The 13,086-nt window shown below is 65.8% G+C and carries 12 protein-coding genes; 9 read left to right on the plus strand and 3 right to left on the minus strand.

Annotated features, from left to right (window positions below; all coding sequences use genetic code 11):
• Positions 1–48: 48 nt before the first annotated feature.
• Positions 49–576 carry a BRO-N domain-containing protein gene (locus tag AC0J42_RS10530; protein ID WP_473006081.1) on the plus strand — a complete coding sequence of 176 codons (528 nt, stop codon included), beginning with the start codon at positions 49–51 and terminating at the stop codon, positions 574–576.
• A 129-nt stretch (positions 577–705) separates the two neighbouring features.
• Here the strand turns inward: AC0J42_RS10530 and AC0J42_RS10535 are convergent, their stop codons facing one another.
• Entirely contained in the window at positions 706–1,206 is a 501-nt protein-coding gene (locus AC0J42_RS10535; protein WP_416423490.1) for a GNAT family N-acetyltransferase, read from the minus strand.
• A 1,013-nt stretch (positions 1,207–2,219) separates the two neighbouring features.
• On the opposite strand from AC0J42_RS10535, the gene AC0J42_RS10540 reads away from it, so the two are divergent.
• From AC0J42_RS10540 to AC0J42_RS10565, 6 genes are all read left to right on the plus strand, one after another.
• The gene (locus AC0J42_RS10540; RefSeq protein ID WP_473006082.1) at positions 2,220–2,924 is read left to right on the plus strand and encodes an energy transducer TonB; all 705 of its coding nucleotides are present in this window, start codon (positions 2,220–2,222) and stop codon (positions 2,922–2,924) included.
• A 102-nt stretch (positions 2,925–3,026) separates the two neighbouring features.
• Positions 3,027–3,755: a MotA/TolQ/ExbB proton channel family protein gene (locus AC0J42_RS10545; protein WP_416423492.1), complete on the plus strand. Its 729-nt coding sequence runs from the start codon at positions 3,027–3,029 to the stop codon at positions 3,753–3,755.
• Entirely contained in the window at positions 3,755–4,174 is a 420-nt protein-coding gene (locus AC0J42_RS10550; RefSeq protein WP_416423493.1) for an ExbD/TolR family protein, read from the plus strand. The genes AC0J42_RS10545 and AC0J42_RS10550 overlap by 1 nt, the downstream gene beginning before the upstream one ends.
• Before the next feature lie 69 nt (positions 4,175–4,243).
• Entirely contained in the window at positions 4,244–6,373 is a 2,130-nt protein-coding gene (locus AC0J42_RS10555; protein ID WP_473006083.1) for a TonB-dependent receptor, read from the plus strand.
• Positions 6,363–7,637, plus strand: a complete 1,275-nt coding sequence (locus AC0J42_RS10560) for a histidine-type phosphatase (protein ID WP_473006084.1) — start codon at positions 6,363–6,365, stop codon at positions 7,635–7,637. The genes AC0J42_RS10555 and AC0J42_RS10560 overlap by 11 nt, the downstream gene beginning before the upstream one ends.
• A gap of 51 nt (positions 7,638–7,688) precedes the next feature.
• Complete coding sequence (locus AC0J42_RS10565) at positions 7,689–8,741, plus strand: DUF1615 domain-containing protein (protein ID WP_473006839.1); 1,053 nt, start codon at positions 7,689–7,691, stop codon at positions 8,739–8,741.
• Positions 8,742–8,844: 103 nt separating this feature from the next.
• Here the strand turns inward: AC0J42_RS10565 and AC0J42_RS10570 are convergent, their stop codons facing one another.
• Together AC0J42_RS10570 and AC0J42_RS10575 are read right to left on the minus strand one after the other, a co-directional pair.
• Complete coding sequence (locus AC0J42_RS10570; RefSeq protein WP_473006840.1) at positions 8,845–10,026, minus strand: YncE family protein; 1,182 nt, start codon at positions 10,024–10,026, stop codon at positions 8,845–8,847.
• A gap of 108 nt (positions 10,027–10,134) precedes the next feature.
• The gene (locus tag AC0J42_RS10575) at positions 10,135–10,944 is read right to left on the minus strand and encodes a glycosyltransferase family 2 protein (RefSeq protein WP_473006085.1); all 810 of its coding nucleotides are present in this window, start codon (positions 10,942–10,944) and stop codon (positions 10,135–10,137) included.
• Positions 10,945–11,352: 408 nt separating this feature from the next.
• Here AC0J42_RS10575 and AC0J42_RS10580 point away from each other — a divergent pair, with 408 nt between their 5' ends.
• Together AC0J42_RS10580 and AC0J42_RS10585 are read left to right on the plus strand one after the other, a co-directional pair.
• Positions 11,353–11,958: a LysE family translocator gene (locus tag AC0J42_RS10580; RefSeq protein ID WP_416423514.1), complete on the plus strand. Its 606-nt coding sequence runs from the start codon at positions 11,353–11,355 to the stop codon at positions 11,956–11,958.
• Between the two features lie 61 nt (positions 11,959–12,019).
• Positions 12,020–12,652 (plus strand): TetR/AcrR family transcriptional regulator, encoded by a 633-nt coding sequence (locus tag AC0J42_RS10585; RefSeq protein WP_473006086.1) that lies wholly within the window; start codon positions 12,020–12,022, stop codon positions 12,650–12,652.
• Positions 12,653–13,086 lie beyond the last annotated feature (434 nt).

Genomic DNA, 13,086 nt, shown 5'->3' on the forward strand with positions numbered 1-13,086 from the left:
TGCTTGGTCGCAAGGGTTGGCAGCTCCTCTACGAAAGGAGCTTCACCTATGCACGGATCAAATCTATTCGCGGCATCCGATACCCAGCCTTACGACAGCATTCCCTTCCTGCGCCACGGGCGCTTGCTCAAGGCGGTTACATTTGACGATCAGGCCTGGTTTTGCCTGAAGGATCTCGGCCGTGTGATGGGCACGGGCCTGGACGAGCGCCAGGCCGTCAAGCTGGATGCCGACCAACGTCGAATGATGTGGTTGCGTTATCAAGGCGAGTTGCATCATACGGCGATGGTCAGTGAGTCGGGCGCGCTTGCGTTGCTGGTGTATCACTACGTTCCGGAAAATCGTGCGCTGCGGCAGTGGCTGACCCAAGTGGTACTGCCTACGCTGCGCGCGGCTCCCGCTGGCGAGCGCGGACCGCTGGTAGGGCAGATGTCTTGGCCGCGATTGTCGTTGAGTGTGCTGTATTGGCAAGACGAGCCTTGGGTTCGGTTGCGCGACATGCCGCAACTGCTGCCGGCAAGCGCGGGCACTCGCCGAACTTCCTGGTGGCGGCGGTTGCTCGAGAGGCGCGCGTAACGAGGCAGAAACTGCCAACGCCGCCCCCCGTAGCAGCGGCCGTCAGGCCGCGTCCGCAAGCGCCGCGTGCTTTCAGGCCCACCGCGTTGCAGCTGGACGCCGCCTGGCGGCAGCTGCTACGGGTAGCTGTCAGAGGGTCAGGGCGTAGAACTTGCTGTCCACGGCCATCAGCGGGAACGAGGCGGGCAGGTTGTGCTTGGCCACTTCGTGGAAGCCGTGTTTCTCGTAGAAGCGGTGCGCGGCGAGGAACTGTGCGGTGGTGCCCAGCAGGATCTGCTGCACGCCGCGTGCGCGGGCGGCTTCCAGTAGCGTGGTGAGCAGGCGTGAGGCGGTGCCGTACGCGGCGCCGCGATAGGCTTGCGCGACGAACATCTTGCGCAGGGCGGCGCGGCCTTCGCCAATGTCTTTCAGGCCGATGGTGCCCACCACTTCCTCGCCGGCCTTGGCGACCCAGAAATCACCGTTGCCCTGTTGGTAGAACTCGCCGATGGCGCGCAGGTCCGGCTGGTCGGCGGCGGTGATGGGGATGCCGAATTCGGCTTGCTGGATCGGCAGGATAACGTTGATTACGCCGGGTTCGTCGGTAGGCTGGAAACGGGTTATTTGCAGGGGCTGGTTGGGGTGGGCCATGGTGGGGGTCCGAGGCAAAAAAGTGCAGTTTGCCCAGCACGTTGGGTGCATTCAAGTAGCACCAGCATTGGTCGCGCCGCGAACCGCTGTTGACCTTGACCTTGATCCCGTGCGGCCTTTGATCTTGATTGTGTGCCCCATAAAGCGCCAGGGCCGACTGGAGGCGGCGCTCAAGCGGTCCACGGCGTAGCCGGGGAAGACGGAACCGGAGGCGCTTCTATTCCGGGCCGTCGGCCGCTTGGGCGACGCCGGAGGGAGGGGACCCGCAGCGAAGCGTAGGGACCAAGCAGGGGCAAGCCTTTTTTGCTTACTTTTTGTGGCGTTTGACAAAAAGTGAGCCGCCGTAAGGGCGGAAAGGTGAAGTGGCATCACCCGAAAAAACGGATATGTTTATGGCCTTCGAATCTCGCTTCGGCGATTTCAAACATATCCATTTTCGTGGTGCGACCACCGACCGTTTCGCCCTTACGGCGACTCACTTTTTTTCAAACGCCAAAAAAAGTAAGCAAAAAACGCTTGCCCCTGCTTGGGCCCTCCGCTGCGCTACGGGTCCCCTCCTTCCGGCGCCGCTCAACGGGCAGACGGCACCCGCTATAGAAGCCTGCGGGTTACCGTCTCTTCGGCCTACGGCCTCGGCCCTTCGGGCAGCCCGTTGATCGACGCCTCCAGTCGGCCCGGGCGCTTTACGGGGCATACAATCAAGATCAAAAGCCAGATCAACAGCAGATCACAAGCCAGATCAAGATCTAGATCAAGCGCCGGATCACAAGCCGGATCACAAGCCGGATCACAAGCGTGGCAGCTTGCTGCGTACTTCCCGCCCGGGCGGGTGACTGGGGATGTGTAAGCGAAACATTACCAATTACTTCTCCCTCCCGTAACCCACCTGTCATCTGCGCTACCTACCATCAGCCCCCACAAACGCAGGGCCACGGGCCAGACACCCCGGCGGCCCCCGCAGCGCATATGGACAGCAGTCCCTGGCCCACCGCCAGGGTGGGAGAGTCACGACGATGCACACCGCTATCAGCACACCCCTGCCGTTACCCACGGTGCCCACCAAGCTACCGGCCCGCGCCGTGAAGGTGGCCGCGGTGGTGGCCGTGCACGTGCTGGCGCTGAGCTGGTTTGCCCGTCAGGCGCCCACGCCGCTGGCGGTCAGCCAGCCGCGCACGCTCTACGCGTCGGTGATCAATGAACCTGCGCCAGCCCCGGTCGCTGCGCCACAGCCGCCCGCCGCGCCGGTCACGCCGCCACCACCGCCGCCAACGCCTGTGGCCAAGCCGCTAGCCAAGCCCGTGGCCAAGGCGCCGACACCACGGCATGTGGCCGCCGCCAAGCCAACGCCAACGCCAGCGCCCACCCCAACCCCTGCGGTCGCTGCCGCCGCCGCACCTGCCGTGGCCGCGGCAGCCGTGCCGCCACCGGCGCCGCCGAAAACCATCACCCATGGCGTGGAATACCTGCGCGCCCCCGAGCCGCAATACCCCGACCGTGACCGCGAGGACGGCAACGAAGGCACCGTGGTGCTGCGCGTGCTGGTGGATGAAAGCGGCAAGCCGGGGCACATCGATGTGCTGCGCTCCTCGGGCTTCGGCAGCCTCGACGAGGCGGGCAGGGCGGCCGCCCGGGCGGCGCTGTTCAAGCCGTACCGCGAGGACGGCCGGGCCATGTCGGTGTACGTGATCGTGCCGCTGCGGTTCCAGCTCGACAGCTGACCGCGCCACCCTTTTTCAACCCTGAATCTCATCCCGTTGGCGGTCCTGCCAGGACAGCGCTCGGGCGCGTTTTATCCCTTTGATGACCTGGAGAGCAACACCATGCAAAATACTTCGTTAGGGCTGGACATGCTGTGGGGGCAGGCCGACGCCGTCACCCGTGGCGTGGCGCTGATGCTGCTGGCCATGTCGCTGGCATCCTGGTACGTGATCGCCGACAAACTGGTGCGCCTGGCCCTGTCCCGGGTGCGCACCCCGCGCCTGCTGGCCGCCTTCTGGGCCGCGCCGACCCTCAGCGACGGCCTGCGCCAGCTGGGCGGCGAGCCTTCCTATGCAGCGCTGACCCACGCCGGTGTCAGCGCCGCCACCCAGCACCGCGAGGCGCTGGACAGCGGCATGAACCCGCCGGCCTTCAGCGACTGGCTCAACCGTGCGCTGCGCCAGGCCACGCTTGGCGTGGGTGCGCGCTTGCAGGGCGGCATGGCGATTCTCGCCACCGTGGGCTCCAGCGCACCCTTCGTGGGCCTGCTGGGCACCGTGTGGGGCATTTACCACGCGCTGATGAAGATCGGCCTGACCGGCGACGCCAGTATCGACAAGGTGGCCGGCCCCGTGGGTGAAACGCTGATCATGACCGCTTTGGGCCTGGCCGTGGCCATCCCCGCCACCCTGGCCTACAACCTGCTGGTGCGCACCAACAAGCAGACCCTGGGCGAGCTGGGCAAATTCGCCTTCGAGCTGCATGACCTGCTGGTGATCGGCGCCCGCGCCACGCCCCAGGGCCAGTCACCGCAACGGGCCATGCCCCGGGCCCGCGCGGAGTACGTGTGATGGCCGGCGGACTGCAGGACGAACTGGAAGACGACAGCTTCAACCCGGAAATCAACACCACGCCGCTGGTGGACGTGATGCTGGTGCTGCTGGTGATTTTCATCATCACCGTGCCGGCCATCCAGCACAGCGTCAAGATCGACTTGCCCCACGCCGCCGCCCAGCAGGACAACAAGCCGCCGGTGGCCGTGGACCTGGCCCTGGACAGCAGCGGCCACCTGCACTGGGACGACCGCGACATCAGTGACAGCGAGCTGCCGGCGCTGGTGGCCGAGGCCGCGGCGCGCCAGCCGGTGCCCGAGCTGCACCTGCGTGCCCAGCGTGACACGCCCTACGAGAAAGTCGTGCAAGTAATGGCCACCGCGCAGTCCGGCGGCCTGGAAAAAATCGGCTTCGTCACCCAGGCCGTCACCCCTTAACCCAACGCCTCGATCGCCCCTGCCCGTACCCGGGTGGGCGGCGTCGTGCGCTCATTTTTCGGTACCGTCATGCGTCGCAACCACCCGTTCCACCCGTTGTCCCTGCGCACCGGCGCAGGCCTTGCCGCCTTCGCCCTGGCGCCGTCGATCTGGGCGGCCGACCCGGCCCCGGTCATCGATGACAGCCTGCTGGCAACCTTGCCCCAGGTCACCGTCAAGGCCGCCAAGGCGAAAAAGCCCGACCTGCACAAGCAGATGTCCAGTGGCGCCCTGGGCAGCAAGGCGGCCATCGACACGCCGTTCTCGCTCAAGAGCGTCAGCAGCGAAGAGATCCAGCAGCGCCAGGCCGGCATCCTCTCCGAGGCGGTGAAGTACGACGCCTCGGTGACCTCCATCAGCTCCAGCTACGGCACCCACCCGGCCACCCTGGCCGTGCGCGGCCTGCCCCTGGATGACCTGAACGGCTACAAGGTGGACGGCATGGCCAACATCAACCGCGGCGTGGAAATGCCCCTGGAGATGTTCGACAGCGTCGAAGTGCTCAAGGGCCTGTCGGGCTTCATGTACGGTTTCGGCAGCCCCGGCGGCATCGTCAACTACGTGACCAAGCGGCCGACCGACAAGAGCATTTTCAGCGTCGACGCCGGCTACCAGTCCGACAACGTCTACAAGGAGCACGTGGACGTGGGCGGCCGCCTGGACGACCCGCGCTTCGGCTACCGCCTGAACCTGGTGCACGAGGAGGGCGACGCAGCCAGCGGCGGCTCCTCGGTGAACCGCACGGCAGTGGGCCTGGCGCTGGACGCCAAGCTGACCGATGACCTGACCCTCAACTTCGACACCCTGTACCAGCAGCGCACCACCTCCGGCGGCACCGACATCGTGGTCAGCCCCTCGTACTCGCTGCCCAAGGCCATCGACGGCAGCAAGCGCCTGTACAGCAACGGCTCCTACACCGACGTCGACTACAGCCTGTCGACGCTGTCGGCCACCTACCAGTTCAACCCCAACTGGCAGGGCAAGCTTGCGTACCGCTACAGCGACTCGGACCGCCGCTACGTGAAGGACCAGTACCAGATCAGTAGCAACAGCGGCAATTACTCCGACAAGGTCACCTCCGAATACCACGGCTACGAATACAACGACGCCATGGGCACCCTGGAGGGCAAGTTCGACACCGGCTGGTTCAGCCACGACGTGGTGCTGGGCGGCAGCTACTCGCAGCTCGATTCGCGCAAGTCGGTGAACACGCCCAAGACCACCGTCGGCAAGGGCAACCTCTACGACCCGACGATTTTCTCGGTCTACGACATCGACTACAGCGGCGGCACCTACGGCGACGACCAGATCAAGGAGAGCGCGGTCTTCGCCAGCGACACCATCGGCCTGGGCGAGCAGTGGTCGTTACTGCTGGGCCTGCGCAACGAAACCTTCCGCGAGATGACCCACGACTCGGCCACCAGCGACGCCGTGCGCTACAAGGCGCGCCCGGCCACGCCCACCGTGGCGCTGATGTACAAGCCGATCAAGGACCTCACCGCCTATGTCAGCTACGTCGAGTCGCTGGAAGCGGGCGGCACCGCGCCCACCGGCACGGTCAACGAAGACAGCACCCTGGGCCCGCTGCGCAGCAAGCAGTATGAGATCGGCATGAAGGTGCAGCGCCGCAACTGGAGCGCCACCGCCGCCGCCTTCCGCATCGACCGCGGCGCGGAATACACCAACAGCCAGAACGAATACGTGCAGAGCGGCACCATCCGCTACCAGGGCCTGGAGCTGAACGCCAGCGTCGACCCCATCGACAGCCTGACCCTTGAAGGCAGCCTCATGTCCCTGGACTCCGAGTACCTGGACGCAGGCGACGTCGACGGCAACCGCGCCGCCGGCGCCGCCCACTACCAGGCCGCCGCCCAGGCCACCTACCGCATTGGCGCGTTGCCGGGCCTGTTCGTGCGTGCCGGGGCCCAGCGCATCGGCCCCATGGCGGTGGACTCGGGCAACGTCAACACCCTGGACGCCTACAACCTGTTCGACGCCGGCGGCGGCTACCGCATGAAGCTGGCCGGCGGCCACGCGCTGACCTTCGGCGCCAACGTCACCAACCTGGCCAACAAGAAATACTGGACCTGGTACCAGGAAAACTACCTGCAACCCGGTTCGCCTCGGACCCTGAGCGTGAATGCCCGTTATGACTTCTAAACCGCTGCGCCTGTTCACCCTGGCCCTGGCGCTGGCAAGCAGCGCCATTGCCCATGCCGATACCCTCGACACCCATGGCCTGCGCCTGGACAAGGTGGTGCTGGTGATGCGCCACGGCATCCGCCCGGCCACCGACACCGCGGCGCTGGACGCCGGTTCCGGCAAACCCTGGCCGAGGTTCGCGGTGGCTGACGGCCAGTTGACCGAGCATGGCCGCGCCGCGACGGTGCTGCTGGGCCAGTGGCAACGCGGCTACCTGAAGGACCAGGGCCTGCTGGCCGCCGACGGCTGCCCCGGCGCCGGCCAGGTGTACCTGTTGGCCAGCCCGGCGGCGCGCACCCGCGCCACCGGCAAGGCGCTGCTGGACGGCATGTTCCCGGGCTGCCAGGTGCCGGTGCACCACGGCCGCGCCAGCCAGGACCGGCTGTTCCACGCCAGTGAAAACGGCCTGGGCGCGCTGGACCGCCAGCAGGCCGAGCAGGCCATGCTCAGCGCCATGGGCGGCAGCCCGCAGGCGGCGCATGACCGTTACAGCGCGGCGTTGCTGCGCATGCAGCAGGTGGTCGGCGTGCCTGCCAGCTGCGCCAAGGGCAAACCCTGCGCGCTCAGCGAGCAGGCCTGGGGCCTGAAAGAGAAGGGCAGCACCGTGAAGCTCAGCGGCCCGCTGAGCCTGGGCGCGGCCATGGCCGAGACCATTCGCATGGAGTACGCCGAGGGCATGCCGTTGGCCCAAGTGGCCTTCGGTCACGCCACCAATGCCGCGCAAGTGGCGGGGTTGATGGAACTGCGCAGCGGCAAATACGCTCTGACTCAGCACCTGCCCTACATTGCCAGGCGCGGCGCCTCGCAATTGCTGCACCAGGTGCTGTTGGCGCTGGCGCAGGCCGACCGGTCGCTGGCCGGTGGCCCGCCGCCTGCGTCGTGGCTGGCCTACGTGGGGCATGACAGCAACATCGCGCAGTTGCGCACGCTGCTGGGCTTTGACTGGAAGATTGCCGAGTACCCGCAAAACGATGCGGCGCCCGGCGGCACGTTGTTGTTCGAACGCTGGCTGGACCCGCGCGACGGCCAGCGCTACGTGAGCCTGGCGTACGTGGCGCAGAGCCTGGACCAGTTGCGTGACCTGAGCCACGCCGCGCCGTACCGGGTGCAGTTCAGCGGCCCGAACGGCAAGGCGCTGGTACCCCTGGCGCAGTTCGAACAGGCCATGGCTGCGCGTATCGACACTACCGCCACCGAGCCGCAGGCCTATGCTGATGAATAAACCCTGAAACCGAGGTGAGGATTGAGCCAGCTGAAACACGTTTTACTGCTGATGGGAATGCTGGCGCTGGCCGCCTGTAGCCATCAGGCGCAGCAGCCCAGCCTCACCCCCGAGCAGGTGCGCGCCAAGGTGGCGCGCCTGCTGCCGCCCTCGGCCAGCCAGCGCCAGGGCTGGGCGGCAGACATCCAGGCGGCGTTCCAGGCCCAGGCCCTGGAGCCCAGCACGCAGAACCTGTGTTCGGTGATCGCCGTCATCGAGCAGGAGTCCAACTTCCAGGCCGACCCGCAAGTGCCCGGCCTGGGTGGCATCGCCCGTGCCGAGATCGACCGGCGTGCGGCGCGCCTGCACGTGCCGGGCTTCCTGGTGGACGCGGCGCTGGCGATCAAGTCCCCCACCGGCAAGAGCTACGCCCAGCGCATCGCCAGCGTGCGCTCGGAGCGCGAGCTGAGTGATGTGTTCGATGATTTCATCGGCATGGTGCCCTTGGGTGGCCAGCTGTTCGGCACCCTCAATCCAGTACACACTGCCGGACCCATGCAGGTCAGCGTGGCCTTCGCCGAACGCAACGCGCGTGGCTACCCGTACCCACTGCAGGGCACGGTGCGCCGCGAGGTGTTCAGCCGCCGCGGCGGGGTGTATTTCGGCACCGCCCACCTGCTGGGTTACCCGGTGCACTATCCCGAGCCGTTGTACCGTTTCGCCGATTTCAACGCCGGCCACTACGCCAGCCGCAACGCGGCTTTCCAGGCGGCGTTGAACCGCCTGGTGAAGGCGCGGCTGGCGCTGGACGGCGACCTGATTGACTACGGTTCGCTCAGCGCCGGGCAGACGGAGCTGGCGGTGCGCTCGCTGGGCAAGCGCCTGGACATGAGCGACAGCGCCATTCGCAACGCGCTGGACAAGGGCGAGCAGCTGGATTTCGAGGACACGCGGGTGTACCAGCGGGTGTTCGAGCTGGCCGACCAGGTGGCCGGCAAGCCGCTGCCGCGGGCGATTCTGCCGGGCATCACCCTGGAAAGCCCGAAGATCACCCGCCACCTGACCACCGCCTGGTTCGCCCGCCGCGTGGACGAACGCCGCGCCCGCTGCGTGGCGCGCGACTGACCAACTCCCTGTAGCAGCTGCCGCAGGCTGCGTCCGATGCCACCACGGTGTGGCTGGAAGGACGCGGCCGGCGGCCGCTGCTACGGGGAGTGTAAGGGTGGGGTCAGCGCGGGGCGCTGCGCAGCGACGACGGGCCGCCGCTCAGTTCGATGCGCTGCTTGCTGTCCACCAGCTTGCCGTTTTCGATGCTGTACAAGCCCAGCTGATGCTCGACGTTGAACTGCACGATCACGTGCTTGCTGTCGGCGCTGAACACCACGCCCTGGGACGAGTTGCCGTCGGCCACGTCGTTGACCCTCTCGGCCTTGCCGTTGCGCAGGGCGAACAGAGTCACGCGGCCATGGGCGCGCACGCCGGGGTTGTCCGGGGTCAGGTTGGAGCCGTCGATGGACTGCGCGACGATCCACTTGCCGTCCGGCGAAATCGCCACGCCTTCAGGCAGCGACGGCACGTTGAGGTGCTGCACCGCGCGGAACGGCACCTTGGACACGTCGACCAGGGTCACGCTGTCTTCGTCACCGGCCAGGCGCCCCTTGTAATTGGGCAGGCCGGCCAGGCCGACGTTGCTGACCACCGCCCAGTGGCCGTCGCTGGACACGTCGATGGTGTAGGGCGCCACGCCGGTGCTGATGCGGTCGCCGCTGTCGGCCCACTTGCCGTCCACCAGGCTCAGCACCGCCACGCCTTGCTCATCGCGCAGCGACACCAGCACATGCTGGCCGTCGTGGGTGAACGCCGCGCCGGCCAGGCGCTTGCTGCCCAGGACGATGCTATCGAGCACGGTTACCTGATGGCCGTCGATGCGCAGCGGGCGCACGCCACCGTCCACGCAGGTAACCACGCCCCACTTGCCGCTGCGGTCGAAGGCCACGGCCTGCGGGTGGCTGCCCAGTTCGATCTTGCTGACAGTGGCGGGCTTGGCGGACAGATCCACCACCTGCAGGAAGGTGTCCATCTGCAGTTGCTTGGCGGCGTGGTCGTAGCGGGTGGGGGCCGCCACCAGGGCCAGGCTGCCGTCGGGGCTGATGGCGGCGGCCTGGGGCGGGCCCTGGATGCCGTTTTCCACTTCCACGGTCTGGTTGACCTTGGGCGGGAACACGCTAGCGTCCAGCACGGTGAGGGTGTCGGGCTTGGCGGCGTCGGGGTAGGTGTCGCGGCCTTGTACCCGCTGGTACTTGCCGTCGTTGGACGATACAACCCAGTCGGCAGCGCTCACGGAGTGGGCGGCGAGCAGCGACAGGGTTAGGACTGAAACCGGTTTCAACATGGCGCGCAAGGTCAGCATTGAGGCCACAGGGACATCCTCGAAAAGGGCAGGCTGGGAAAGTGCGACACTATAGCGCAGCCATGCCCCCAAGGCCCCTGAAAATAACGCCTTGCGGGGTGAGGTGGATCAGGTGCCGGCGGTTTTATGGTGCAGGCGCGCCAGGGCATGGTCGTACATGCGCGTGCGGCGGTGGTCCTTGCCGTAGGTGCCACGGGCGGCCACGGTGCCGGACTGAATGTGGTCCAGGTACTTGAACAGGCGGTGGGCGGAGAGGGTAGCAATGGAGAAGCCGGAGGCCACCATGCGGTCCTGCAGGGTGTAGCCCGGCACCCGGTCATCCATGCAGAAGTGCAGGCCCCGGTGCTTCATGGCCTTGGCGTTCCACAAGGTGCAGAAGCTCTTGAGGTGGGTTTCCTTCCACGGCTTCGGCTCGCGGGCCGACAGGCCCAGCGCCCGGGCCATGCGCCGGTAGTGATGCTTGCAATAGCGTGAACTGAAGCGCCATGCCGTGCGTACCAAGCCCCGGTCTAGTTGTTCATAACAACCCGCTGCTGCTGTGTTGGGGTTTTTGGTAATCATATCAAGCAATAAGCTGAACACTTCGGGTTTGTATATGAAAGTGTCAGTATGCATAAGCAGTATATAGTCGGTGTCGATACGCTCCAGGATCATATCCAGTGCCTTGCCGTGGGCAATATGGCCGGCTTCCCCCGCGGGTTGTACACGCTCCAGAAGATTGATCCAATCCAGGCTGCGCAAGTAGTCGGTGCTGTCATCCGCGGAGTTGTTGTCCACCACCCACACCGGCACGTCCAGGCCGACCAGCTGCTCGCGCAGCAACTCCAGGCAGGCACGGGTCATCTCGCAGGTCTTGTAGTTGACCATGGCGATACTGAAGCGTGGCGCGGTCGGGATGGGGTCGGTTGGAATGTTCATGTTGTCTCCTTGATACATCGCGTACATTGATGTCTGTAACTTGCCCAATAAGTCAGGCGCTGCGGGAAAACTCCGGGGGTAGGGAAGGCGATCATTGGAGTCGTTCAACAAGATGAAACTATCGCGCCAGTGGCGTGAAAATTTTGTTATAGGTGTGGCAAGGAAATGTCGACAGGGGCGAAAGTTGTGTAAGGCATATGTAAATATATGTTTCAAACATTGGCAGAAGTGCCTTTGATCGGAACACACTGTCGAGTCGCAGAGCTGAAACGGCGCGGTCTACAGCCGTCTGTAATGGTCAGTTATAGGAGTTGACGGAACTGTGCTGGTCCAATTTCCCATAGCTGTACCTGCTGCCCTACCGGGTGATGCCGTAGTGTTCTCAGCCTGCCCCCCGGAGTCCTTCCCATGCTGTCCTCCCTCGACCTGCTGTACGCCTTCGCCCTGTTCGCCCTGGTGTCGTCCATCACTCCGGGCCCGAACAACACCATGCTGCTGGCCTCGGGGGTGAACTTCGGTTTCCGCCGCTCCATGCCCCACGCGCTGGGGGTGAGCCTGGGCTTCATGGTGATGGTGATTGCCGTGGGGCTGGGCCTGGGCGAGGTGTTCAAGGTGCTGCCCTGGGCCTACACGGTGCTGCGCTGGGCCGGTGCCAGTTACCTGCTGTACCTGGCGTGGAAAATTGCCCGCTCCGGGCCGCCGTCCGCCGCCGTGGAAGATACCCGCAGGCCCATGAGCTTCCTGGGCGCGGCAGCGTTCCAGTGGGTCAACCCCAAGGCCTGGATCATGGCCATCGGCGCCATCACCACCTACGCGCCGGCCCAGGGCTACCTGGTGAACGTGTTCGTGATTGCCTCGCTGTTCGCCCTCATCAATCTGCCCAGCGTGGCGCTGTGGGTCAGTTGTGGCAGCGCGCTGCGCACGGTGCTCAGCCAGCCGCGCTGGTTGCGCCTGTTCAACTGGGGCATGGCGCTGATGCTGGTGCTGTCGTTGTACCCGCTGCTCAAGGGCTGAGATTTGCCGTGGCCGGGCGGATCGCGCTAGGGTGGGGCCTGGATAATAAAAGACGCTGTTCATGACTGCTGATTCCCAACCTGCCAAACCCGCGCCGCGCCAGCGCCGCGCGCCCAAGGGCGAGAAACGCCGCGAAGAGCTGCTGGACGCGGCTTTGCAGATGTTTTCCCTGGAAGGCTACGGCGGCGCCTCCATTGCGCGCATCGCCGAAATCGTCGGCATTTCCGTGGCCGGGGTGCTGCACCATTTCCCCAACAAGACCGCGCTGCTGATGGGCGTGCTGGACCGCCGCGACGCGGTCAGCCAGAAAATCGCCGACGAGGTGCGCGGCGAACCCACCCTCAGCGGGCTGCTGGGCAGCCTCAGCGCCATCAACCGCTCCAACGCCACGGCGCCGGGGGTGATCCGCGCCTTCAGCATGCTCAACGCCGAAAGCCTGGTGGAAGGCCACCCGGCCTGGGCCTGGTTCCAGGGGCGCTACAGCACCATTCATGCGCGCATGGTGGGGCAGTTGCAGGAGCTGGTGGCGCTGGGCGAGGTGCGCGCCGACGTCGACCTGGGCGGGGTGGTGCAGGAGTGCCTGGCGATGATGGACGGGTTGCAGCTGCAATGGCTGCGGTTCCCGGAGCAGTTGGACCTGGTGGCGCGATTCGATGGCTACCTGGCGCACCTGGAAGCCTCCATTCGCACGTGATCGCAAAACCCGTAGCAGCGGCCGCAGGCCGCGTCCAGGGCGCTGCGGTTTTCCCGGGACACCGCGGTGGGACCGGACGCCGCCTGCGGCAGCTGCTACGGGGGTGTGGGCTCTTCGTCAACATTTTGTAAATAAATGGCAAAGCCCGTTCGTCAGGGTTGGCATGGGGGGCAGGGCAGGGTCAAATGCCCCAATGAACTTACCGGCCCCTCACTGCTCTTACCCTGCGGCTCGCCTCGCAGGCGATGTCTGCACATTCCCTGCACATTTACTGGCTATGCTGCCAAGTGATTTGCCCAAAGCAGACCTGACGCCCGTTACCTCCCTTGTCCATTGCCCACGCAGAAGCTTTCAATGACCCAGATCCCGGCAGCCCGCTCTCGCAAGCGCCTCGTGCTTGTGCTCCTGATAGCCGCAGCCATTGGTGCGGCCTT

The organism is Pseudomonas sp. Tav-5-1A (genome assembly GCF_055755055.1).

Bases quoted from the DNA above. Each gene is read 5' to 3' on its own strand.
- AC0J42_RS10575 (WP_473006085.1), bottom strand. From the start codon at position 10,944: ATGAACATTCCAACCGACCCCATCCCGACCGCGCCACGCTTCAGTATC.
- AC0J42_RS10555 (WP_473006083.1), top strand. From the start codon at position 4,244: ATGCGTCGCAACCACCCGTTCCACCCGTTGTCCCTGCGCACCGGCGCA.
- AC0J42_RS10545 (WP_416423492.1), top strand. From the start codon at position 3,027: ATGCAAAATACTTCGTTAGGGCTGGACATGCTGTGGGGGCAGGCCGAC.
- AC0J42_RS10565 (WP_473006839.1), top strand. From the start codon at position 7,689: ATGGGAATGCTGGCGCTGGCCGCCTGTAGCCATCAGGCGCAGCAGCCC.
- AC0J42_RS10540 (WP_473006082.1), top strand. From the start codon at position 2,220: ATGCACACCGCTATCAGCACACCCCTGCCGTTACCCACGGTGCCCACC.
- AC0J42_RS10580 (WP_416423514.1), top strand. From the start codon at position 11,353: ATGCTGTCCTCCCTCGACCTGCTGTACGCCTTCGCCCTGTTCGCCCTG.
- AC0J42_RS10550 (WP_416423493.1), top strand. From the start codon at position 3,755: ATGGCCGGCGGACTGCAGGACGAACTGGAAGACGACAGCTTCAACCCG.
- AC0J42_RS10570 (WP_473006840.1), bottom strand. From the start codon at position 10,026: ATGCTGACCTTGCGCGCCATGTTGAAACCGGTTTCAGTCCTAACCCTG.
- AC0J42_RS10560 (WP_473006084.1), top strand. From the start codon at position 6,363: ATGACTTCTAAACCGCTGCGCCTGTTCACCCTGGCCCTGGCGCTGGCA.
- AC0J42_RS10530 (WP_473006081.1), top strand. From the start codon at position 49: ATGCACGGATCAAATCTATTCGCGGCATCCGATACCCAGCCTTACGAC.
- AC0J42_RS10585 (WP_473006086.1), top strand. From the start codon at position 12,020: ATGACTGCTGATTCCCAACCTGCCAAACCCGCGCCGCGCCAGCGCCGC.
- AC0J42_RS10535 (WP_416423490.1), bottom strand. From the start codon at position 1,206: ATGGCCCACCCCAACCAGCCCCTGCAAATAACCCGTTTCCAGCCTACC.